At 62.5% G+C, this 22,590-nt stretch carries 15 protein-coding genes, 2 tRNA genes, 1 pseudogene and 1 CRISPR repeat array; of the genes and pseudogenes, 14 read left to right on the top strand and 4 right to left on the bottom strand.

Going from position 1 to position 22,590, the window contains the following annotated elements; genetic code table 11:
* Positions 1-4 precede the first annotated feature (4 nt).
* The 11 genes and pseudogenes from V7714_RS10380 (at position 5) to V7714_RS10330 (ending at position 13,998) form a co-directional block, all read left to right on the top strand.
* Positions 5-1,621 carry a cadherin-like domain-containing protein gene (locus V7714_RS10380; protein ID WP_335709654.1) on the top strand — a complete coding sequence of 539 codons (1,617 nt, stop codon included), beginning with the start codon at positions 5-7 and terminating at the stop codon, positions 1,619-1,621.
* Between the two features lie 273 nt (positions 1,622-1,894).
* Complete coding sequence (rtcA, locus tag V7714_RS10375; protein ID WP_335709653.1) at positions 1,895-2,920, top strand: RNA 3'-terminal phosphate cyclase; 1,026 nt, start codon at positions 1,895-1,897, stop codon at positions 2,918-2,920.
* 78 nt (positions 2,921-2,998) lie between these two features.
* Positions 2,999-3,724, top strand: a pseudogene (locus tag V7714_RS10370) (YoaK family protein); the annotation flags it as partial.
* Positions 3,725-3,866: 142 nt separating this feature from the next.
* Positions 3,867-5,192 (top strand): SWIM zinc finger family protein, encoded by a 1,326-nt coding sequence (locus tag V7714_RS10365; RefSeq protein WP_335709652.1) that lies wholly within the window; start codon positions 3,867-3,869, stop codon positions 5,190-5,192.
* On the top strand, positions 5,189-6,718 hold the full coding sequence (locus V7714_RS10360) for a DUF5691 domain-containing protein (protein ID WP_335709651.1): 1,530 nt from the start codon (positions 5,189-5,191) through the stop codon (positions 6,716-6,718). The genes V7714_RS10365 and V7714_RS10360 overlap by 4 nt, the downstream gene beginning before the upstream one ends.
* Positions 6,715-7,818, top strand: a complete 1,104-nt coding sequence (locus V7714_RS10355; RefSeq protein WP_335709650.1) for an ATP-binding protein — start codon at positions 6,715-6,717, stop codon at positions 7,816-7,818. Before V7714_RS10360 ends, V7714_RS10355 begins: the two co-directional genes overlap by 4 nt.
* Before the next feature lie 10 nt (positions 7,819-7,828).
* Positions 7,829-8,554, top strand: a complete 726-nt coding sequence (locus V7714_RS10350; RefSeq protein WP_335709649.1) for a DUF4241 domain-containing protein — start codon at positions 7,829-7,831, stop codon at positions 8,552-8,554.
* Positions 8,554-10,803, top strand: a complete 2,250-nt coding sequence (locus tag V7714_RS10345; protein WP_335709648.1) for a DUF5682 family protein — start codon at positions 8,554-8,556, stop codon at positions 10,801-10,803. The genes V7714_RS10350 and V7714_RS10345 overlap by 1 nt, the downstream gene beginning before the upstream one ends.
* Positions 10,800-11,975 carry a VWA domain-containing protein gene (locus tag V7714_RS10340; protein WP_335709647.1) on the top strand — a complete coding sequence of 392 codons (1,176 nt, stop codon included), beginning with the start codon at positions 10,800-10,802 and terminating at the stop codon, positions 11,973-11,975. Before V7714_RS10345 ends, V7714_RS10340 begins: the two co-directional genes overlap by 4 nt.
* 66 nt (positions 11,976-12,041) lie before the next feature.
* Positions 12,042-12,884: a hypothetical protein gene (locus V7714_RS10335; protein ID WP_335709646.1), complete on the top strand. Its 843-nt coding sequence runs from the start codon at positions 12,042-12,044 to the stop codon at positions 12,882-12,884.
* Between the two features lie 106 nt (positions 12,885-12,990).
* Positions 12,991-13,998 carry an alpha/beta hydrolase family protein gene (locus V7714_RS10330; RefSeq protein WP_335709645.1) on the top strand — a complete coding sequence of 336 codons (1,008 nt, stop codon included), beginning with the start codon at positions 12,991-12,993 and terminating at the stop codon, positions 13,996-13,998.
* Positions 13,999-14,059: 61 nt separating this feature from the next.
* On the opposite strand, the gene V7714_RS10325 is transcribed toward V7714_RS10330, so the two are convergent.
* Together V7714_RS10325 and V7714_RS10320 are read right to left on the bottom strand one after the other, a co-directional pair.
* Positions 14,060-14,737 (bottom strand): hypothetical protein, encoded by a 678-nt coding sequence (locus tag V7714_RS10325; protein ID WP_335709644.1) that lies wholly within the window; start codon positions 14,735-14,737, stop codon positions 14,060-14,062.
* Between the two features lie 99 nt (positions 14,738-14,836).
* On the bottom strand, positions 14,837-16,933 hold the full coding sequence (locus tag V7714_RS10320) for an ATP-binding protein (RefSeq protein WP_335709643.1): 2,097 nt from the start codon (positions 16,931-16,933) through the stop codon (positions 14,837-14,839).
* Positions 16,934-17,370: 437 nt separating this feature from the next.
* On the opposite strand from V7714_RS10320, the gene V7714_RS10315 reads away from it, so the two are divergent.
* From V7714_RS10315 to V7714_RS10305, 3 genes are all read left to right on the top strand, one after another.
* Complete coding sequence (locus V7714_RS10315; RefSeq protein ID WP_335709642.1) at positions 17,371-18,300, top strand: DUF808 domain-containing protein; 930 nt, start codon at positions 17,371-17,373, stop codon at positions 18,298-18,300.
* Between the two features lie 79 nt (positions 18,301-18,379).
* Positions 18,380-18,724, top strand: a complete 345-nt coding sequence (locus V7714_RS10310; RefSeq protein WP_335709641.1) for a hypothetical protein — start codon at positions 18,380-18,382, stop codon at positions 18,722-18,724.
* A gap of 138 nt (positions 18,725-18,862) precedes the next feature.
* A CRISPR array of direct repeats spans positions 18,863-20,337; the repeat unit is 29 nt; unit sequence CGGTTCATCCCCGCATGCGCGGGGAACAC.
* Between the two features lie 455 nt (positions 20,338-20,792).
* Positions 20,793-22,283: a CRISPR-associated endonuclease Cas3'' gene (locus V7714_RS10305; RefSeq protein WP_335709640.1), complete on the top strand. Its 1,491-nt coding sequence runs from the start codon at positions 20,793-20,795 to the stop codon at positions 22,281-22,283.
* A gap of 101 nt (positions 22,284-22,384) precedes the next feature.
* On the opposite strand, the gene V7714_RS10300 is transcribed toward V7714_RS10305, so the two are convergent.
* Positions 22,385-22,458, bottom strand: a tRNA-Cys gene (locus V7714_RS10300).
* A 53-nt stretch (positions 22,459-22,511) separates the two neighbouring features.
* Positions 22,512-22,587: transfer RNA gene (locus V7714_RS10295), tRNA-Gly, on the bottom strand.
* Between the last annotated feature and the right edge of the window lie 3 nt (positions 22,588-22,590).

Raw genomic sequence — 22,590 nt, 5'->3', positions numbered from 1 at the left:
CAAGTTGTCCAAGTTCAATAAATTGAGCCCTGCCACCCGTATCACTGCCGCCGTATCGCTGGCGCTGGCCCTGTCCGCCCCCTTTGCGGCCCAGGCAGCCGGCACCCTGGTGTCGGCCCCCCTGCGCAAGGATATGGCCTACGATGCCCAGCGCGGTACGCTGATCATCAGCAACGGCGATCAGCTGGTGCGCTATGCCCTGGCCAGCCAATCCTATCTGCCACCTTTGGTGCTGGGCGGCAAGCTGATGGGCATGGACATATCGCCCGATGGCACCACCCTGGCGGTGGCTGATGGCAGCTACGATGCGGCCACGCTGTGGGTCCACCTGGTCGATCTGCAGACCAATGCGGTAGAGAAGGTCAGCTTTCCGCTGGATTTCTACGAGGCAGGCAGCTTTACCGTGGCGTTTGCCGACAACAACCGTTTGCTGATTAGCTCGCAGTTTGCGGGGTCGGGTTGGGTGCCGCTGCGTGCCTACGACCGCAACAGCAAGGTCACCACCAAGCTGGGTTCGGTAAGGCAGAACACCATGCTGGCGGCCTCGGCTGACCGTAGCGTCGTGGTTTACGCCGAGAACAACAGCTCGGCCGGCGACTACGGCCGGTTGCTGACCAGCCCCGGCGCCGTGCTGGAAAAGCTGGGCAGTACCGGCTCCTACCTGTACGAGATCGGGGTGAGCCGCGATGGCAAACAGGTAACGGTGCCGTCCTATATGGGTGCCACCGTGCATGAGCTGTTGGCCGGCAGCAAGCGCACGCTGGGTGCCTATGCCGGTGCCCAGCCAGTTGGCCTGGCCTACCATCCCAAGGCGGACAGGGTGTTCTACACCTGGGCTACCACCCGTAAGGTGATGGAGTACGACAGTGCCAGCATGACTGTGGTCGCTGAGCATGATCTGGAGAACACCTTCGACCACCCCGGCAACCACGCCTTTGTCGAAGGTCGCCTGAAGCTCTCGCCCAATGGTAGCTGGCTGTTTGCCACGGTCGAGGGCGGTGTGCGCGCACTGCGGGTGGGTAACGAAGCCCCCAAGGCAGCTTCCGCCAGCTATGTGATGCATGAAGACCAGCCCGCCAGCCTGACGCTGGCCGGTAGTGACGGTGATGGCGATGTACTGCGCTACACCTTGCTGAGCACACCGGCTAACCTGACGCTGACGGGTGATGCACCACGCCTGACGGCTTCGCCAGTCGCCGATTTCAACGGCAGCACCAGCTTCAGCTATACGGTGAGTGACGGTACGGCTAGTGCAGAGGCAGCGACGATCAGCGTACAGGTCATGCCGGTGAACGATGCACCCAGCTTCAGCCTGAAGACCAACCGCGTGACGGCGCCCCGCAATGGCGGCAAGCGCCAGTTGCGCGGCATGGTGCAGGGCGTGGTGGCTGGCCCGGCAGATGAGGCGGCGCAGCAGATCGGCTTTGTGCTGAGCAATAGCAATACGGCCTTGTTCTCGCTTCAGCCAAGCATCTCGCCACAGGGCGTGCTGACCTTTGCATCGGCTTACGGCAAACGTGGCAAGGCGACCGTCACGGTACTGGGGCGCGATAATGGCGGTACTGCCAACGGCGGCGTGGATACCTCGGCAGCCAAGACTTTTGTCATCGAAATCTACTAAGGCGGTCTCGGGCTAGTCCGTGCCTGAATGCCCAGGCACCGCCAGCAAGTAAGATCAGCGCTGCTGCGTTGATTGAACTACTGCCCCCCAGCCGCGAGTTGGGGGGCTGGCTTGCCGGCAGCCATGACCGGGCTGTTGACCGGTTGGCGTTTGAGCAGGGAAGTGCCTGTCGTTTTTCGGTAAGCTTCCCCCGCCTTGAGGTACTGGGGCGGGGGTTATTCATGCAGATATGAATCCATAGATTAAACAATGCGAAACAAAGCAATACAGAATATGCACCAAGATGATTGGATAGAACTGGACGGCGCCGAAGGTGAAGGTGGTGGGCAGGTGCTGCGTACTGCCTTGACCTTGTCCATGATTACCGGGATACCGTTCCGCATGGAGCGGATACGCGCCAAGCGCAGCAAGACGGGTCTGTTGCGCCAGCATCTGACAGCCGTGCAGGCGGCCAAGGCGATTTCGGGCGCCAGCGTGGTGGGGGATGTGGTGGGCTCGGCCGACCTGAGCTTTGCGCCAGGCGCCATACGCGGTGGCGACTACCGCTTTGCCATAGGCACAGCGGGGAGCTGTACCCTGGTGCTGCAGACGGTGCTGCCGGCGCTCTGGTTTGCCGATGGCGCCAGTACGGTGGCAGTGAGCGGTGGTACCCATAACCGGGCTGCGCCGCCTGCTGATTTCCTGACTGAAGTCTGGCAGCCCTTGATGGCGCGCATGGGGGTGCAGCAGGCGCTGGCCTTGCAGCGCCATGGCTTTTACCCGGCAGGCGGCGGCGAGATGACGGCCAGCGTGACACCCATCGCCATGCTGCAGCCCATCAGCCTGATCGAGCGCGGCGCCTTGCAAGGCATGCTGGCCGAGGCCAGGGTGGCGGGCGTGCCGGGCCAGGTGGCGCGCCGCGAGGTGGAACGGGTGAGTGGCCAGATTGCCTATGTGGACGGGCGGGTGCGTGAGTTGTCGGCCAAGGAGGGCCCTGGCAACGTGCTGCTGCTGACCGTGCGTCATGACAATCTGACCGAGCTGTTCAGCGGCTTTGGTGAAAAAGGCGTATCGGCAGAGGCAGTGGCAGACCAGGCGGCGCGCGAGGCGCGCCACTACCTGCAGAGCACGGCAGCGGTTGGTGAGTACCTGGCGGACCAGTTGCTGCTACCGATGGCACTGGCGGGCGGGGGGAGCTTTACTGCCGTCACGGCGTCTTCGCACCTGCTGACCAATATGGCCGTGATCGAGAAGTTCCTGCCGGTGGCATTTGAACAAACTGCCCTGGCTGATGGGGGTGTGCAGGTATCTGTCAGCTAGGGTTGAGCGGATGCGAATCTGAGGCTCCTCGAAGCTGAGGGTCCGCTAAACTGGTGACCTGACCCTGCAATGACCGCCATGCCCATACACTATTTGCGCAAACTGACCAGCCGTGATCGCACCGATGCGGCCAACCGGCAACTGGGCCTGTCGCTCGCCCTGGTGGCAGGGGCCGCCAATGCGGGCGGGTTTCTGGCGGTGGGGCAGTACACCTCGCATATGTCGGGCATCGTCTCGGCCATGGCCGACGATATCGTGCTGAGCCGCTGGACGCTGGTGGGTGCCGGGCTTGGGGCCTTGCTGGCGTTCCTGTCCGGCGCGGCGACCTCGGCCATCCTGATCAACTGGGGGCGTCGGCGGCAGGCGCATAGCGAGTTTGCCTTGCCCCTGGTGCTGGAAGCAGTCCTGTTGCTGGGGTTCGGCCTGGTGGGCGCGGCCATGTCGCGCCATGATGTGGTGCTGGTACCGGCCACCGTGGCCTTGCTCTGCTACATCATGGGTTTGCAGAATGCCATGATCACCAAAATATCGCGGGCCGAGATACGCACCACCCATGTCACCGGCCTGGTGACCGACATAGGCATAGAGCTGGGCCGATTGTGTTACTGGAACCAGGCCGGCCATTTGCCGCCGGTGGCGGCCAACCGCGAGCGTCTGCAATTGCTGTCGGCCCTGCTGGGGATGTTCTTCCTGGGCGGGCTGTTGGGGGCATGGGGCTTCAATACCCTTGGTTTTATCGCGTCGGTGCCGTTGGCGGGTTTGCTCTTGCTGCTGGCGGCCGTACCGGTATGGGACGATCTGCGTCACTGAGCACCCCTTGCACTCGCTCGCCATTATGTTGATTACGCTTCAGGCGCGCTACGAGTGATAACTTGCCGCAGGGCTTTGCCCATGCGCTAGCGCGATTGTGCTAATTTCCGCGTTTTTCCTCGCCATCCTCCCCCTCATGCAATTGACCGAACAACAGGTGCTGGCATTGGCGCCTGATGCGGGCTCTGCCAGTAATGGCAAGAAGCTTGCGCAAGCCAAGAACTGGCCCCTGCTGGGCCGTAGCCAGCGCGCCCTCTGGGGTGAGTGCCAGGGTAGTGGCGCCAAGCCTTACCAGGTGCGGCTGGACATGGCCGACTTCGCCAGCAAATGCTCCTGCCCCAGTTTCAAGTTTCCGTGCAAGCACGCCCTGGGCTTGCTGGTGCTGACTGCCAACCAGCCGCAACTGGTGGCAGACGGTAGCGAGCCTGCCTGGGTGGCCGAGTGGCTGGACAAGCGATCTGATACGGCTGCCAGGAAGGAAGCCAAGGCAGCGGCCAAGGCAGAGGCACCGGTCGATGAAGCCGCCCAGCAAAAGCGTGCGGAAAAACGCGATGGCCGTGCTCGCGATGGGATGGCGGCCTTGCAGGTATGGCTGGAAGACCTGGTACGCAATGGTCTGGCCCGCTTGCCGTCCGAGGGTGCCGCACTGTGGGAGCAGCAGGCTGCCCGCATGGTAGATGCCCAGCTACCCGGCCTGGCCAACCGCTTGCAGGCCCTGGCGGACCTGCCCGGCAGCCGGCCGGATTGGCCCGAGAAGCTGCTGGCCGAACTGGGGCGCATGGCGCTGGCCCTACGTGCCTATGAGGGACTGGCGACACTGACACCGGCGCTGCAGCAAGCCCTGCTGCAGTACCTGGGTTATTCGGTGCGCGAGGAGGAGGTGCTGGCGCATGGGGATACGCAGCAAGACGAGTGGCAGATCATGGGCCAGGTGGCCAAGGATGGTGAGCGGGTACGGGTGCAGCGTACCTGGGTGCAGGGGCGGCACAGTGGCCGGCGTGGTTTGCTGCTGCAGTTTGGTGTGGGCAACCAAGCATTCGCGGCCACCTGGTTGCCGGGCACGGCCTTTGTGGCCGAACTGGCTTTCTGGCCTGGCCAAGGCTTGCGCGCCATGCTCAAAGGGGTGGCGCAGCCAGCCGCCGTGCCCACTGCCTTGTGGCAGGCTGAATCCATCCCCCAACTACTGTTGCGAGCAGCACAGGCCCTGGCCGCCAACCCTTGGCATGAGCGCCTGCCTGCCGTACTGACCGGCGTCATACCCCTACAGCAGGGCGAGCATTGGTGCCTGGTGGACCAGCAGGGTCAGGCGCTGCCACTGCATCCGCCTGCCCCTTGGCTGTGGTTGGCGCTGGCTGGTGGCCAGCCATTTGACCTTGCCGTGGAGTGGGATGGCGAAGCAGCACGACCGTTGGGCCTGCTGATGGAGGGGCGCTACCACGCGCTGACGGGAGCCTTGCGATGAATGAACTGACCCGGCTTGCCCTGGTGGGCACGGCCAACCTGCCGATGGAAGTAGCCTGCAATGATGCGGTCACAGCGCTGCTACCTGCTGGCAGCCGCGAGCAAAGGCTGCTCTGGCAGGCTGGTGGCGAGGCGGTGATGGCCACGGCGGGCTACCAGCCGACGCAGGCTGCCTTGCCACGGCAGGCGCCGCTGGACGCGCTGCCAGTGTCACCGGCTGCCCTGTGGTCGTCGCTCGGCAGTCTGCTGGACAAGACACAGCCCGAGCTGGCCCCGTGGGTGGTGCAGCGTATGCAGCAGACAGGCTACCGCCTGCCGGAAGCCCTGTTGCCGGTTGCGCTGTCGCAGGCAAAACAGCGCCAGCTGTGGTGGCCGGTCATAGGCGAGCGAGGCCGCTGGCTGGCGGCGCACAACCCGGATTGGGCTGTGCCGGAGCTGCTGGCGCTGGACACGCTGGACGATGCGGCATTGCTCCGCTTGTGGGAGGAGGGCGATCTCAAGCTGCGCTGTCGGGTGTTGGCGGAGCAACGGCGGCGGGACCCCGTTGCTGCCCGCAGCTTGCTGCTGGCAGCCCTGCCCAAGGAAAAAGCCGACGCCAGGCTGGCGTTGATACAGGCAATGGCGCAGGGTTTGAGCCTGGATGACGCCGATATGCTGGAGAGCCTGCTGCTGGACAAGAGCAGTACGGTGCGCCAGGGTATAGGTGAGCTGCTGTCGCAGCTGCCGGACAGCGCCTACTGTGAGCGGCAATGGCAGCGTATTGCGCCCTATATGCAGTGGGTGCCTGCGAATGGCGGGCAAGGCGAAGCGGTGTTGCAGGTCTCGTTGCCGCCCGAGTTTGACAAGGCATGGGAGCGTGATGGCCTGAAGGAGACGGAACCCCTCCGTGCGAATCGTAGCTGGTGGCTGATGCAATTGCTGATGCGGGTGCCGCCGTCACGCTGGTGCCGGCAGGCCGGCGTACCGGCAGCCGACTTGCTGCCGCAGATAGAGGCGCATGAATGGGGAGGTGAACTGCTTCACGGCCTGATGGAGGCGGCACTGCGATTCAGGGATGCCGAATGGGCCGAGCTCCTGCTGCTCCAGGAACTGCGCAAAGTGCGCCCCTTGTTCATGCACTGGCATGAACGTTTGGCGGCAGTTATTCCGACCGAACGCCTGGAAGAGCTGCTGAATGAGTTCCAGCGCCATCAGAGGCTGCACTATGTCGTGGCAGTGTGGCAGCAACGGGCCGTGCCCATGACACCGGCTCGCCTGACCCACGTGCTTGATGTCTTCGTCGAGAGGGAGGCGAATTACGGCCTGGAGCGGAACTTGCCCATGCTCGACTGGATGGCGCTCACCGCCGAGGATGCCTCTATACCTGCGCTGCTGGCATATTGCCAGCGCATAAAGCAAAAAGGCGTTAAACCGCTAAGCGTTCACCACCCATACCATGCTGAGCAGCAACGCCATGCTGAACAGCTGGACCGAATTGTCCTGCTGCTGCAAGCCAAACAGACCTTTATTGAGGAGATGCCGCTATGAACGCACCTGCGTCCAATAGCCTGAATGCCGTGCTGCGCCAGCACGCCGAGCAACAGTTTGCCGAGGAGCTGGCCGAGCTGGCCAGCCAGGACAAGAAGCCGCGTCCAGGCAACTGGCTGCTGTCGCCCTGGGCGGTCAAGACCTACCTGCTGGGTGGCACACTGGAAAATGGCTTCCAGGTCAGCCCTAAGTACATCGGCAGTCCAAGGCTGATCGAGATTACCGTGGCCACCCTGGCAACAGACCGTGCACTCTTGCTGTATGGCGTACCAGGCACCGCCAAGAGCTGGGTATCCGAGCATCTGGCGGCGGCCATCAGCGGCGATTCCAGCCTGCTGATACAGGGTACGGCAGGCACTGATGAATCTGCCCTGCGCTATGGCTGGAACTACGCCCGCCTGCTGGCCGAAGGCCCATCGGAAGGTGCCATGGTGGCCAGCCCCATGCTCAAGGCCATGCGCGACGGCAAACTGGCGCGGCTGGAGGAAATGACCCGCGTGCCCAGCGAGGTGCAGGACACCTTGATTACCCTGTTGTCGGAAAAAACCTTGCCCGTGCCAGAGCTGGGTATAGAGGTGCAGGCACGCCGTGGCTTCAATGTGATCGCTACCGCCAACAACCGCGACAAGGGCGTGAACGAAATGTCCTCGGCCTTGATGCGGCGCTTCAATACCGTGATCTTGCCGACGCCGGAGACCTTTGACGAGGAAGTGGCCATCGTCAGCCGCCGAGTGGCCGAGCTGGGACGTGCACTGGAGCTGCCTGCAGAGAAGCCGGCGCTGGAGGAGGTGCGCCGGGTGGTGGCGGTGTTCCGCGAGCTGCGCAGTGGCTTGACCGAGGACGGCAAGACCAAGCTGAAGTCGCCCAGCGGCAGCCTCTCGACCGCTGAAGCCATCTCGGTACTGGGCCATGGCATGGCGGTGGCGGGCTACTACAGCGATGGCGTGTTGCGGGCCGCTGATCTGGCCGCCAGCCTGACGGGGGCCATCGTCAAGGACCCCGTGCAGGACAAGCTGGTCTGGTTGGAGTACCTCAAGACGGTGGCGCGTGAGCGCGATGGCTGGAAGGATCTCTACCGCGCCTGTATGGACGTGGTGTAGGGGCGGTTGGATGAGCTATCTGCACCCCATCTACCCGGATCGCTGGATGGCCCTGGCCGAGGGCGACTTTGCCTGGACCGTGGACGACAAGCCCATACGTTATCGCCTGCATACCGTGCCCTGCGGTGAGCTATGGCTCAAACAGGGCAGGCTGGTGCCGTGCGATCCCTTCGTGACCCTGCAATGGCAGGGTAACCCGGAGCTGCAACTGCCGCCGGGCTGCTACCCGGTGGTGGCTACCGTTGCCGATATCAGCGAGGCGCAGGATGGCTCCCATCTGCGTGAATGCTATCTGTCCCTGCTGCTCAGCGCGCAGCCTGCGGTGGGCTGGCGTTTTCTTACGCCGGTGGCGCCCGGTGTGACGGCGCCCTTGTTGGGCGGGCATGAGTTTGTTGGTGTTCCGGTGGATTCAGGCACGGTGGCCTTTGTCGATGCCGATGCAGTGGCCAGGCTGATGCCAGACCCGGACGAAATGGATTGGCAGGATGAGCTGTTCGATAGCGGCCAGCCCGATGCCTGGTTTGCCCGCATGGATGACACTAGCCACCTGCAGGCCGGCCTGGCCAATATCGCCCTGCCCGGTGCCACGGATGGCGAAAACCTGATACTGGCCCATTCGGGCTGGGGCGATGGCACCTATGCCGTGGTGGGCACCTTTGACGCAAGCGGTGCGTTGACAGGGGTGCATATCGACCTGGCCGTGTTGCCGCTGGCGCCCTTGCCGGAGTGGGACTGATGAGCGTCAGCTATTTCGGCATACGCCACCATGGCCCGGGTTGTGCCCGCGCCTTGCAGCAGGCGCTGGTGGCGCTGGCGCCTGACATCATCCTGCTGGAAGGACCGCCCGAGGCCGATGGCATAGTCGGCCTGGCGGCTGACCCTGCCATGCAACCGCCAGTGGCATTGCTGATCTACCCCACCGATGCACCCCAGCATGGGGTGTTTTACCCATTTGCGCTGTTCTCGCCCGAGTGGCAGGCCATACAGCATGCCCAACGGGCAGGCGTGCCGCTGTGGTTCATGGATTTGCCGGCAACCCATGGCTTTGCCCAAGCCATGGCGGCAGAGCAGGCTGCAGACGCCGACTCCGATGCCGACGAGGAGGGGGATGCGCCGGATGAGACCCTGGCCGCGTGGCGCATGGACCCGATAGGCGAGCTGTCGCGCGCGGCCGGCTATGAGGATCACGAGCTGTGGTGGGAGGTGGAGATCGAGCAACGTCGTGATGCCAGCGAACTGTTTGCCGCCATTGCCGAGGCCATGATTGCGTTACGCGAACATGCACCGCCGCCCGACATGCGCGAGGCGCGCCGCGAGGCCCATATGCGTGGCCGGGTGCGTGAGGCGCAAAAGGCCGGCTACCAGCGGATCGCCGTGGTCTGCGGGGCCTGGCATGTACCGGCGCTGTGCCAGGCAGCCACCGCCAAGGCCGATATGGCTTTGTTGAAGGGTTTGCCCAAGACCCGTACGGCAGCGACCTGGGTGCCCTGGAGCGACGACAGGCTGGCCTATGCCAGCGGCTATGGTGCCGGCGTGAGCTCGCCGGGTTGGTATCGCCATCTGTGGCAGTGTACTGATGGCACGAGCGAGCGTTGGGTGACACGGGCTGCACGCCTGCTGCGCGAGGCGGGGCTCGATGCCTCGTCGGCCAGCGTGATAGAGGCGGTACGGCTGAGCGAGGCGCTGGCCGCCCTGCGCGACCTGCCTTTGCCGGGCCTGGCCGAACAACAGGAGGCCATGCTGACGGTACTGTGCCATGGCGACCCGTTGCCCATGGCGCTGATACGGCAGCAACTGGAAGTGGGCGACCACCTGGGCACCGTACCGGAGGGCTGCATCGACGCGCCGCTGCTGCGCGATCTGGAGACAGAACAGAAGCGTTTGCGCCTGAAACCCAGCACCGAAAGCAAGCGGCTGGAGCTGGACCTGCGTGAGGAAAGCGGCCGGCACCGCAGTTGCCTGCTGCACCGATTGAATGTGCTGGATGTGGGCTGGGGCAAGCAGCTGGCCGACAGCAACCGCACGGGTACCTTCCGGGAGTCCTGGGATTTGCGCTGGTCGCCCGATATGGTGGTGGCGTTGATCGCGGCGAGCCGTTATGGCAACACGCTGGCGCTGGCTGCCAGCCGTCAGTTGTCTGAGCGGGCAGGGCAGAGCCGGCACCTGCCCGAGCTGACCGACATGCTGGACGTGGCGATGTTGGCAAAGCTGCCCGTAGCGGCATCGGTACTGCTGGCAGCAGTACAGAACCAGGCGGCCGTAGCTGCCGACCTGGGGCACCTGATGGATGCCTTGCCGCCCCTGGTGCGGGTGGCGCGCTATGGCGATGTGCGCAAAACCGAGGCTGCCAGTGTGCTGCCCATCATTACCACGCTGGTGGAACGGGTAACGGTAGGCCTGGGCGCCGCGGCGACCCAGCTGGATGAGGCAGCGGCCGAGGTGTTGGTGGAGCGCATGGGGACGATGCAGGCGGCCATCGACACACTGGACGAACCCCTGCTGCGCGATGACTGGCTGGATTGCCTGCAGGTACTGGCCGGGCAAGATAACGCGGCACCTGCGGTACAGGGCTATGCCTTGCGGCTGGCGTTTGACCGGCAGCGTATTGATGCCGCACAACTAGCCCAGCAGGCCAGGCTGGCGCTGGCACCCAGCATGCCGCCGGCGCAGTCTACCGGCTGGCTGGCGGGGGTGTTGCGCGGCAGTGGCCTGTTGTTGCTGCAGCATGATGCGCTATGGCAGGCCATGGACAGTTGGCTGATGGGGCTGGGCGACGAGGTATTCATTGAACGCCTGCCCTTGCTCAGGCGGGCCTTCTCGGGCTTTACCCCGGCCGAACGCCGGCACATGGGCGAAAAGCTGAAGCATCTGGGCGGGCCGCAGGCCAGGGTGGCGGCAAGCGCCGAACTGGACGGAGAGCGGGCGGCCATGGTGTTGCCCGTGCTGGCTGCCGTGCTGGGTACGGCCAAGGAGACGACACAATGACACAGAATAGCTTGCTGGCCACCGACCGCATGCAGCGCTGGCGCCTGGTGCTGGGCGATGCGGCTCAGGATAGCTGTGGCACGGCACTCTCGGCCGAGCTGCTGCGTGCCGATGCCGCGCTGGAGGCGCTGTACGATGCGCCGCGTGCTGGTGGTTTGGGGGCATCCTGCCCGAATGTGGCCCGCTGGTTGGGGGATATCCGCGATTTCTTCCCCACTGCGGTGGTGCAGGTGATGCAGCAGGACGCCCTGACCCGGCTGAACCTGCAGAAGATGCTGCTGGAGCCGGAGCTGCTGGAAGCCGTGGAGCCCGATGTGCACCTGGTGGCCAGCCTGGTTTCGCTGTCGCGGGTGCTGCCGGCCAGAACGCGGGATACCGCCCGCCAGGTGGTGCGCCGGGTGGTGGAGGAACTGGAAAAGCGTTTGAAGGAACCCATGAGGCAGGCTATCGCCGGCAGCCTCAATAAGGCGGAGCGCAATACCCGGCCACGGCTCAGCGAAATCGACTGGCATCGCACCATACAGGCCAACCTCAGCCGCTACCTGCCAGCGCAGCGCACGGTGGTGGCCGAGAAGTTGATAGGCTACGGCCGCAAGCGCAGTGCCTTGCGAGATGTGGTGCTGTGCGTGGATCAGAGTGGTTCCATGGCCGCATCGCTGGTCTACGCCGGTATTTTTGCTGCAGTGATGGCTTCGCTCAAGTCTGTGCGTACCCGCATGGTGGTGTTCGACACCCAGGTAGTGGACCTGACCGATACGGCGGAAGACCCGGTGGAGCTGCTGTTTGGCGTGCAACTGGGTGGTGGTACCGATATCAATCTGGCGCTGGGCTACTGCCAGCAGGTGATAGACCGGCCGGAGAAAACCATACTGGTGCTGATTACCGATCTGTACGAGGGTGGCAACGAGGCGCAGATGCTGCAGCGTGCCGCGGCGCTCAAGGCGGCAGGCGTGAATGTCATCTGCCTGCTGGCACTGAGCGATGATGGTGCACCGGGTTACGACCACCAGAATGCCGCGCGCTTTGCTGCGCTGGATATCCCCAGCTTTGCCTGCACGCCGGATCAGTTTCCGGCCTTGATGGCGGCGGCCATACAAAAACAGGATGTCGGCCTTTGGGCGGCAAAACAGGGTTTTGTCACCAATCGGGCAGCGACAGGCACAGGCGCTTGATTAAACTGGTGATAGGGCCTGCCAATTGCAACCGGCGGGGCGTAGGCGCCGCCATGAGAGAGAACCATGAAGCAGCATGAATTATTGTGGGTGGCGAACAGCCCAGAATGGGACGACGTCCGCAGCGTGGCTGACAAGGTCAGCTATAAGGGCGACACCATGGTGGTCAACTACTCTGGCGAGACGGAGGAGGGTGGCCGCTATGCCGGATCATTCGAGATCGCCCTGCGCGAGGGGGTGCAATCGGTGGGGGGCGAATACACCGTGTTTTCGCCCAAGGGTAGCGGCGAGAAGTTTACCCAGGTGGTGATCTTCACCCTGACCGGCCAGATCAAGTCGCGCAAGGATGGCAGCCATTATTTTACCGGTGTTTGGGAGGAAAGCGGCGTAGCGCAGGACTTCCGCCTCAGCCCGGTCGCCATGAAGGCCGGTGTGCAGATAACGCGGGAGGCAGAACAGGAAGGCGAGGACGAGGACGGGGGCTCCATCCTGGATGGCTTCGATATCGCTACCCTGCCGACGGCCTTGCAAGGCCACCTGACGGCCTTGCGAAGATTCGAGACCACGCTGGGGCATTATCGACCGCTGGTACTGGGGGTGGCCTGCCTGGCCGAGTTTGATAGCTGGTTCCACCAGCTGGAACCGATTGTGCAGGCTGCCGGGCAGGTGCTGGAGCGGCATAGTATGGGGGAGCTGGACGCTGATGAGGCGGTTGCCGTATTGCGCGACGAGACATCACTGGCGCTGGAGCAATGCCTGGATGCCGGTGCCAACCTGGTTTTGGCGCCGGATGCCGATGCGCTGGGCAGCTTGGCGACCGATATGCTTGCCCTGACCGAGAACCTGCGCATGGCCACTTTGCGCGAGGGGTATGGACTGTGCGCCGTGCTATTGGGTGTGGCAAGTTGAACCCTGTGCCTCCTTGGTCGTCTATTGCAGCCTGCCAGGCGGGCGGAGACGGCCCAGGGCGCTGCCGTGTCCGTGAGGGCGCTGGCCTTGTTGATGGAAACACACCATGTTGATTGATACCTGTCTGATCCAAGCCCGGAGCCTGGCCCTGGCGGCCTTGTTGCTGGTAGGGGTGGCACCCGTGCAGGCGGGCGAACCTGCGCCCGTATCGGCGCCGCCTGCCGTACAGGCTGAGGAGCTGCCCTATCAGGTGCTGGACATGGACTGGCAGGATGATGCCCGCCAGCGTGCTGTGCCCGTGCGACTCTATCTGCCCCGGCAGGCCAGTGCCGAGCAACCGGTGCCGCTGGTGTTGTTCTCGCACGGCATGGGGGGCTCGCGCCGTGGTTATAGCTACCTAGGGCGTTACTGGGCAAGCCAGGGCTATGCCAGCCTGCATGTACAGCATGTGGGCAGCGACAGGGAAATCTGGTTTGGCAACACCTTTACCCTGCTGTCACGCCTGCATGATGCGGCCAATGAAAACGAAGCCCTGGCCAGGGTAGCCGATGTGCGCTTTGCGCTGGATAGTGTACTGGCCGATGGTGAGTTGGGGCCGTTGATCAACCCGCAGCATATTGTGGCGGCGGGGCATTCCTATGGCGCCAATACCTCGCTGCTGCTGGCCGGCGCAAAGGTGGAGCGTGGTGGCAAGCCACTGAACCTGCGCGAGCCGCGCATCAAGGCGGCCATTCTGCTGTCGGCCCCGCCGTTCCATGGCGAGAAGGATGCCGCCGGTATCGTGGGCGGGATAGAGATACCGACTTTGCACATCACCAATACCGAAGACGTGATACGCATACCCGGCTATTACTCCGACGCCGAAGACCGGGTCGCCCTGTTTGATGCCACGGGCGGTGGTCATAAGCTGCTGGCGGTGTTCGAAGGGGGATCGCACAACATCTTTACTGATCGCAAGGAAGCCGGTGGCATTTTCCTCAACCCCAAGATCAAGGAAGCCACCCAAGCGCTGTCGCTGGCTTTTCTGCGGCGCCTGATCAACGGCGATGCCAGCCAGTTGCAAAGCTGGCCGGAGCGCTTTGCGCCTCTGCTGGCGCGATTTGTACCGGATTAATCCTGATCGCTATGCGTGATTGATGGGTGCGGCGCCGCCGGTTGCTTGTGCCCCGCGCCCGTTAGTCTTCCAGCCTGAAAGAAAACGGCACCAGCACCTGTACGGTCTGCCCGCCCGTATTGCACTGCAGTCTGCGTACCGCGCTGCGGGCCAGTTTGGCGACCGATTGGTTGCTGGACGACTGTACGACGACCTCACCAATCTGGCCGTTGCCGTGGGCCGTCACCTTCAGCATGACCTCTGCCTGCTGTATGCCTTCTGCATCGGCGATAACGGCAAACTTGTCTCCCAACCCCTCCTTGACCGCTGCAAAATTGCTGCAGGCCACTTGGGCGCTGACCGTGGCTTCGCGTGCTACGGGGGGCGGCGGCGCAGGCGGGACAATAACAGGTGGGGTGGGGCGGATAGGTGCCGCCTGCTCAGGTGGAGGCGTGGTGGTGAAGGCGGTGACGGCCGCCGGTGGGTCTACGGGGGCTGGCAGGCGCACCTCTGGTGGTGGAATAAAGGCGCTAGGCGGTGGTGGCGCCTGGATGTCAGGCAGGGGTACCGGATCAACCTCGGGCGGCGGCGGCTTGGGCGCCTCGATGATCTCGGCCTCGACAGGGGGCTGGATGAATCTGACGACATCCCTTGCCAAGCCATGCATCAGGCCATACAGCAGCACGACATGCAGCAGCACGGCCACCCCGAAGTTCAGGAGTCGCTTGCCTGGCCGCCGCTGTGACGCTGCATAGTCCATGACCTTCCCCGGTCTTTACGCCGTCCTGTGATTGGAACACGTATAGACGCGGGAAATTCATCCTCTACCGATGGTATGGCAGTTTTGTGCGACGTACGGTCAGGCGTGAGCCGGTATCCAGCGCAACAGCATCTCGAACAGTTCCTGCGGCTCTATGGGCTTGGTCAGGTGGTCGTTTACCCCGGCCGCCAGGCAGGCGCTGCGGTCATCGTGCGTGGCATTGGCGGTCAGCGCCACGATGGGCAGGCGATCCATACCGGGCAAGCGGCGTACCAGGCGGGTGGCAGTGTAGCCATCCATGACGGGCATCTGCATGTCCATCAGCACCAGGTCGTACTCGGCCTTGCCCAGTTGCTCGATGGCCGCCTCGCCGTGCTCGACCACGGTCACGATCACGCCGGTGCGCTCCAGCAGGTGGACGGTGATTTCCTGGTTGATCTCGTTGTCTTCCACCAGCAGCACGCGGCGCCCCTTGATGGGGGAGAAATCGAGGGCAATCGGTGTGCCTGGCTTCGCGGCCTTGGGGGCTGCCACGCCCAGTACCGCAGTAAACCAGAACGTACTACCCTGGCCGGGCTGGCTGCGCACACCAACTTCGCCGCCCATCAGCGTGGCCAGTTCCTTGGCAATGGCCAGCCCCAGGCCGGTGCCGCCATACTTGCGGGTGGTGGTGGCGTCAGCCTGCTGGAACGACTGGAACAGCAAGGCCTGCTGCTCCGGTGTCATGCCTATGCCGCTATCCTCCACCTCGAAGTAGACCGTGGCTTGATCCTGCGCGCGCGCCTGCAAGCGGGCGCGCAGGGTAACGCTGCCTTGGTCGGTGAATTTGACTGCATTGTTGGCGAAGTTGATCAGCACCTGGCCCAGCCGCAAGGCATCACCCTGCATCTGTCTGGGCAGGGCGGGGTCGATCTCGAAGTGCAAGGCCAGCCCTTTGCGGGTACAGGCTTCGCCAACCAGGTTGCGGACGTTGTCGAGCACGGCCTGCAGTTCGAAGTCCGTGCGCTCTAGGCTCAGCTTGCCGGCTTCTACCTTGGAGAAATCAAGTATGTCGTTGATGATGCCCAGCAGATGGTGGGCGGAACGCTGGATCTTTTCTACATAGTCACGCTGCTTGGGGTTGAGATCGCTGATCAAGGCCAGGTGGGACATGCCGATGATGGCGTTCATGGGCGTGCGTATCTCATGGCTCATATTGGCCAGGAACAGTGACTTCATCTCCGATGCCTGCTCGGCCTGCGTCCGGGCGCACTCCAGCTCTTGTTCGTGGGCCAGCAGGTTTGCATTGGCATCGGCCAGCTCACGGGTGCGTTCCTTCACCCTGGCTTCCAGCACGGCCTCGTTATGCTCCAGCTCGGCCAGCAGGCGGGCCTTGTCGGCAGCCCGCTCGGCTACCGCATTGGCCATGGCGTTGAATGCCTCTGCCAGATGGGCAAACTCATCCTGCCCGGTTACCTTGACCCTGGCCTGATAGTCGCCCTGGGCGACCTGATCCACCGCGCTGGCAAGGCGCACGACAGGGCGCGACAGTACCCGTGCCAGCCAGAAGCAAGCCAGCATGCCGATCACAAAGATCGTCAGGCCTATGGCCAGCGATTGCCACATGGCCTTGTTCAGCTCTGCCTGCACATAGGAGATATCGACATCGGCGCCGACCACCAGGCGGGTGCCGTCGGCCCGCTCTATGGGCTGGAAGACCGAGCGGAAGTACCCGAAGCGATCCTTGTATTCGGCGATATTGCTGCGCCCGGTACGCAAGGTATCGAGTATGGCGGGGTGCGGGGTGATCTCGTAGAGCTGGAAGTAGCGGCCATAGTTGTTGGCGCGTATCTCGGCTTCGTTAGCGGCATCGGCCACGTACACCAGCTGGCCCTTGTGCTCGGTGAATACATAGAGGTAACGCAGGCCGGTTTTCTGACAGTAGTCATGCAGCAGGCGTACCAGATCCAGGTAAGTACGTGGGTCTATGGCCTCGGGATGGGTGGCACGGCGCAGGTAGTCCTGGCCTATCATCTTGGGTGCGGCGCTGACGCCGGCAACCAGCCGGGCATCAATCGCGGCACGGATGTTGGAGACTTGAAGATCCCAGATGTAGAAGGTGTAGGCCGCCGTGGTCACCAGATTGATGACCATGAACAACCACAGTATCTTGGTTCTGGCCGTGCGGGGCTTGAGCCAGTGGAACAGTCGTTTCAAAGCGGCTTACCTCGGATCGCTGCCAAATCGACAGGGCGCTGCTTGGCCATGGCTAGGCAAGGAGCAAGCCCGTATGTAGACGGGCACGCAAGGAAACCTCGCCAACTGCTGTGTCGTTGCGGGTGGAAAATATTTCCTCACATATTATGTATATGCTTCGTCAATACTTGCCATTGCACCTTGCTTTGCATGAGCGGGGTTTTTGGTCTCACCTGCTAGGGTGAAACGCGCGAGGATTATGCCCGAAACCTGCGCCTCGTATCGGTTCCGGATATTTCATATACGACAAGTACAACAACAGTGTGCCACTCCTTGCTACGATGCGCGGCGATACGCACCCTGGATGTGCTTGCGGGCCGCCCGGATAGCTTGGCGGACCAGCGGGTGCGAACGATTTTCGCAATAGAGATTCAAGATAAAACAAGGAGTTGTACGCTATGGCCGGTTCCAGCCTGCTTGCCCTGATCGATGATGTCGCCACCATACTGGACGATGTGGCGATATTGACCAAAGTCGCTGCCAAGAAAACCTCGGGGGTGCTGGGTGACGACCTTGCCCTGAACGCACAGCAGGTGGCTGGGGTGGCGGCAGACCGCGAACTGCCGGTGGTCTGGGCGGTTGCCAAGGGCTCCACGCTCAACAAGGTGATACTGGTGCCGGCTGCCTTGGCCATCAGCGCCTTCGTGCCGTGGTTGGTTACCCCCTTGCTGATGATAGGCGGCGCCTTTCTCTGCTTTGAGGGCTTTGAGAAGCTGGCGCACAAGTTCCTGCACAGCAAGGAAGAAGATGAGGCTCACCATGCCGAACTGATCAAGGCCGTCGCCGACGAGAATGTCGATCTGGTGGCGCTGGAGCAGGAAAAGATCAAGGGCGCGGTGCGTACCGATTTCGTGCTGTCGGCAGAAATTATCGCCATCACACTGGGTACAGTTGCAGACAAACCCTTTGTTACGCAAGCGGCGGTCTTGACAGGTATCGCTATCATCATGACTATAGGGGTATATGGCTTGGTAGCCGGCATCGTGAAACTGGACGATGGTGGCCTCTACCTGAGCCGCAAGGAAGGCACCGGTGGTTTCGCCAGCGCACAGCGCAAGTTTGGCGAATGGATACTGATCGCCGCCCCGTACTTGATGAAGACGTTGGCCATCGTGGGTACAGCGGCCATGTTCCTGGTGGGTGGCGGTATTCTGACGCACGGCGTGCATGCGCTGCATGTGGCTATCCAGAATCTGGCATTAAGCGCCGGCCCCCTGGCTTTTATATTGCCCACGCTGCTGGATGGCCTGGTAGGTGTTATTGCGGGCGCCGTGGTTTTGGCAGGTGTAACCCTGATCCAGCGTGTCTGGCCCAAGAAACAATCGTAATACGGCGCTCCAGGCTTTGGCCTGGGGCCGATTACCCTCATCTTTATTCGTTTAATCGGACTTGATTGGTCATAGCAGGATGTCTAACCGTCCCAATAACCCTCGTAATTCCGCCCCCGTAGAGGATCTCCGCGCTGCGGCCGAGGCATTGTTCGCGCCGCTGGAAGGTGCACGCAGCAGCAACCGTGAGCGTGAGGCGGAAACCACCGTCACCCAGGCACGTGCAGCGGCCGAGGCCTTGTTTGACAGCGGCGATGGCTGGCGCTCATTGCAGCGTGAACGCGAGGCGGAAACCCATTCGAAGCTGGACCGATTGCGGGAAAAGCGTGAATTGATGGAGGCTGCAGAAAAAGTGGCAGCGCGCTATGGCATGGATCTGGCCGATTTGCTGGCCGAGGCCAGCAAGCAGTCTGAAGACAGCTGACAACGCCGCCGTTATTTGATCTGATGAAAACCCCGTCGTTTGTGGCGGGGTTTTTTCGTATGGGCTCAACCCGGAGTTGATCAGGTTCGACTTCCTTGGGAATCTCATTCCTCAAGCAATGGAATCGACATGCCGGGGCGGTTCATGCCCGCGTACGCGGGGAATATCTGATACTCCGTGTACCCGTGCGCAAACACCCACGGTTCATCCCCGCATGCGCGGGGAACACACCTTGAGGCCGGGATCCAACAGGTAAACGCGCGGTTCATCTCCGCATGCGCGGGGAACACGAGCTGATGCCCAGCGAGGGCAAGGACTGCTACGGTTCATCCCCGCATGCGCGGGGAGCACGTTCCCTGATCAACTGGCGTCTCGTAAGCAATGGCTTCATCCCCGCATGCGCGGGGAACACAGGTCTTGCAGCTTGCGTGTGGCCTCGAGTTGCGGTTCATCCCCGCATGCGCGAGGAACACCATCCAGATGGCGTGTTCCCCGCATGCGCGGGGAACACGCCAACTGGAATGGGCCAGGACGCCCAACTCGCGGTTCATCCCCGCATGCGCGGGGAACACCCCAGCGCGTGGAGGTGTATGGGGCCACGGAACGGTTCATCCCCGCATGCGCGGGGAACACACGAGCAACGCCAAGCGGAACTACAGCGTGGTCGGTTCATCCCCGCATGCGCGGGGAACACAAAGTTACTTCGCAATCATCAGAACAGGCGCGCGGTTCATCCCCGCATGCGCGGGGAACACGATGTGGCAGGCACACCGCGCGGTTATGTGCTCGGTTCATCCCCGCATGCGCGGGGAACACTGCCTAACAGACTGCCAGCGGTCGTGGCGGTGCGGTTCATCCCCGCATGCGCGGGGAACACGCCGCTTAGTCGCCCAGCCCAGGGCGGCAGGTAGGTTCATCCCCGCATGCGCGGGGAACACCGATGGTCAACAGGCTGTTAGCCATGTCGGTTCCGGTTCATCCCCGCATGCGCGGGGAACACACCGTGCGAGAGTTCACGCGATCGCCGCGCGCCGGTTCATCCCCGCATGCGCGGGGAACACTTCGCCAGCTTGGTGTCCTGGTCTGTCCCTAGCGGTTCATCCCCGCATGCGCGGGGAACACCCAGTATTCCCAGGCGTGCCGCAATCATAGAGGCGGTTCATCCCCGCATGCGCGGGGAACACTACAGCCGGAAAGAGCGCAACGACTTTGGCGACGGTTCATCCCCGCATGCGCGGGGAATACCTGCCAGTACGGCGAAGCAATCCGGGATCTGTTCGGTTCATCCCCGCATGCGCGGGGAATACCTGCCAGTACGGCGAAGCAATCCGGGATCTGTTCGGTTCATCCCCGCATGCGCGGGGAATACTCCACATCGATACCCTGCGCCGCATGGCTCCGCGGTTCATCCCCGCATGCGCGGGGAATACCATCTGTTGTTGGTCACGCTAACGCACAGCGACGGTTCATCCCCGCATGCGCGGGGAATACAGGTATCAGCACGTACCCAGGCTGGTCGCCGCCGGTTCATCCCCGCATGCGCGGGGAATACCCGCAACACGGCAAGTCGGTTCAGGTGCTGGACGGTTCATCCCCGCATGCGCGGGGAATACACCAATCATAGATTATTGATTGCACTGGATAAAATCAGGCCCTTCCAAGCTACCAAGTGTAGAGTGGGGAATTCTAAGGGTCGCTTATTCGTTGTTAAAGAGCGTCGGCGCGAGCTGTATCAGCAGGGAGAAGTAAGCCAGTCTAGCGCCGACAAGCACAATCGGGATGCGTCGATTGCGGCGTAGCGTGCCGAAATCGAACCCTGCGTCATCACCCGTTCCACAGGCTGTGGCAGCTTTGCCGTTTTCCTGGCCTGCCTTAATCTGGCTCCAGATAGTCTCTCGCACCTTCTAGTTAGTTGCTGACTTAGCGCGACTATCGCATTTTTGTCACCCACCATAGTTTGGATGGAGAAATGCCCTGTGAGCTGCTAGGCTAATTGGTCAGTCTTTGCGCTCAAGACGCGGGCGGGTATGTCTCCATAGATGAGGCAACCAGAGTCGAGAGGAGGAGCATGTCTGCGGACGGCATTGTCGGCCCGTTTTTTCGCTACTGGGGTAAAGCCCAGGCTGCGCAGCATGGCGCGGCGTTTCATTTTCTCCCCTATCACAGTCTCGATGTCGCAGCGGTGGCGGCGGCGCTATGGTCGCGTCATCATCGGCTGCGGGCTCAGTTGTGCTCGCTTCTGGATTGGCCTGAAGAGACGGTCGGTGCTTGGCTTGTGGCCTATGCCGCTCTGCATGACCTTGGGAAGTTCTCCAGTGCGTTTCAATCGCTACGTCCCGATGTGGCAGCCCAGTTGGGTCTGGAATGCGGGCGGTATCGTTATCAACGGGACTATCGGCATGATCGGCTTGGGGTCTGGCTCTGGCAGTCCTTGAACGCGGGGGCCCTGTCTGCAGATGCGGATTGGCAAGTGGTGGGCAATCACTGGGCTGCCTCTGCGACATGCCACCATGGTCAGCCACGTCCTATTCCGGCGGAGTGGGATAGCAACCTGGGGCGCCACTTCAGCAAGGCAGACCGCGAGGCCGCGCAGGCGTGGACAGATTGGGTGCTGAGCCATATTGCGCCATTGCCGCTACCCGAGCGGCCGGTGGGAGAGGCTGGTTCAAGGGTGAGGCATGCGTCCTGGCTTTTGGCGGGCGTCTACATACTGTGTGACTGGATAGGCTCGAACGCCTCTGTGGGACGTTTTGAGTACTGTGATCGGCCCTGTCAGGACGACCGGGCACTGCTGGCTTACTGGGCGAATGCCCGTGTGGTTGCGGAACAGGCCGTGCTGGATTTCGGTGTGTTGCCCGCTTCGGTGGATGGTAGCGCCGGGTTCACCGATATTTTTCCCCATATTGCCGTGCCTAGCCCCTTGCAGGCGCAGGTGGTATCGCTGCCTTTATCTGCGGGGCCGGCGCTCTATGTGATTGAGGATGTGACTGGTGCTGGCAAGACAGAGGCCGCATTGAGCTTGGCCCAGCGCTTGATGCAGGCAGGGCGGGCGGATGGGCTGTTCATTGGCCTGCCTACCATGGCTACTACCAATGCCATGTACGAGCGCCTGGGGCGAGACTATCGGCGCTTTTACGACGCTGGGCATCAGCCATCCCTGGTATTGGCGCACAGCGCTCGGCAGCTGTCTGCCGCCTTCATGCAGTCATGCCATACCGCTAGTTTTCCTGATCTGCAGGTCGATGACGACTATGGCGGTGAAGGCAGTGCGGCCACCTGGTGTAACGCATGGATAGCCGATAGCCGCAAAAAAACCTTCTTCGCGGATATGGGCGTGGGTACGCTGGATCAGGCGCTGATGGCGGTGCTGCCCAGCAAGCATCAAAGCTTGAAACTGGCTGGCTTAGGCGTGCTGGCTGGGCCGACTTTGTTCACCTTCAATGTCGACAGCCAACGGTTTCTTGGATCTACGGCAGTGCGGTGTGTGCAAAAGGGCGAGCGGGCCAAAGTCTGCGCCAAGCTTTCTGGCTGGGCCTACGCTGGTGAGGCGTCGAGCTGATATGCGCGCCACCTGGGAAGGGGGGCGCTGCATAGCGTGGCTTGGCGGGGTGAAATACAAAAGAAAAAGCCCGCTTGTGCGGGCTATCTCTTTGATTTCTTTGGAGGCGGGTACCGGACTCGAACCGATGTAGACGGATTTGCAATCCGCTGCATAACCCCTTTGCTAACCCGCCGTGACTTGCAGGCAAAAAAAGGGAAAGTCGCTGCTTTCCCTTCTTGCGGTATCTGGAGCGGGAGAAGAGTCTCGAACTCTCGACCTCAACCTTGGCAAGGTTGCGCTCTACCAACTGAGCTACTCCCGCATT

It is taken from the genome of Chitinimonas sp. JJ19 (assembly GCF_036961565.1).
In the GTDB taxonomy this organism is placed as follows: Bacteria; Pseudomonadota; Gammaproteobacteria; order Burkholderiales; family Chitinimonadaceae; genus Chitinimonas.
The sequence above is the reverse complement of the archived record's forward strand: the minus strand, read 5'-3'. Positions and strand labels throughout refer to the sequence as shown.

Excerpts from the sequence above, each read along its gene's own strand:
- V7714_RS10345 (WP_335709648.1), top strand. The coding sequence starts at position 8,554 with ATGAGCGTCAGCTATTTCGGCATACGCCACCATGGCCCGGGTTGTGCC.
- V7714_RS10330 (WP_335709645.1), top strand. The coding sequence starts at position 12,991 with ATGTTGATTGATACCTGTCTGATCCAAGCCCGGAGCCTGGCCCTGGCG.
- V7714_RS10355 (WP_335709650.1), top strand. The coding sequence starts at position 6,715 with ATGAACGCACCTGCGTCCAATAGCCTGAATGCCGTGCTGCGCCAGCAC.
- rtcA (WP_335709653.1), top strand. The coding sequence starts at position 1,895 with ATGCACCAAGATGATTGGATAGAACTGGACGGCGCCGAAGGTGAAGGT.
- V7714_RS10305 (WP_335709640.1), top strand. The coding sequence starts at position 20,793 with ATGTCTGCGGACGGCATTGTCGGCCCGTTTTTTCGCTACTGGGGTAAA.
- V7714_RS10335 (WP_335709646.1), top strand. The coding sequence starts at position 12,042 with ATGAAGCAGCATGAATTATTGTGGGTGGCGAACAGCCCAGAATGGGAC.
- V7714_RS10350 (WP_335709649.1), top strand. The coding sequence starts at position 7,829 with ATGAGCTATCTGCACCCCATCTACCCGGATCGCTGGATGGCCCTGGCC.
- V7714_RS10340 (WP_335709647.1), top strand. The coding sequence starts at position 10,800 with ATGACACAGAATAGCTTGCTGGCCACCGACCGCATGCAGCGCTGGCGC.
- V7714_RS10310 (WP_335709641.1), top strand. The coding sequence starts at position 18,380 with ATGTCTAACCGTCCCAATAACCCTCGTAATTCCGCCCCCGTAGAGGAT.
- V7714_RS10365 (WP_335709652.1), top strand. The coding sequence starts at position 3,867 with ATGCAATTGACCGAACAACAGGTGCTGGCATTGGCGCCTGATGCGGGC.
- V7714_RS10360 (WP_335709651.1), top strand. The coding sequence starts at position 5,189 with ATGAATGAACTGACCCGGCTTGCCCTGGTGGGCACGGCCAACCTGCCG.
- V7714_RS10325 (WP_335709644.1), bottom strand. The coding sequence starts at position 14,737 with ATGGACTATGCAGCGTCACAGCGGCGGCCAGGCAAGCGACTCCTGAAC.
- V7714_RS10315 (WP_335709642.1), top strand. The coding sequence starts at position 17,371 with ATGGCCGGTTCCAGCCTGCTTGCCCTGATCGATGATGTCGCCACCATA.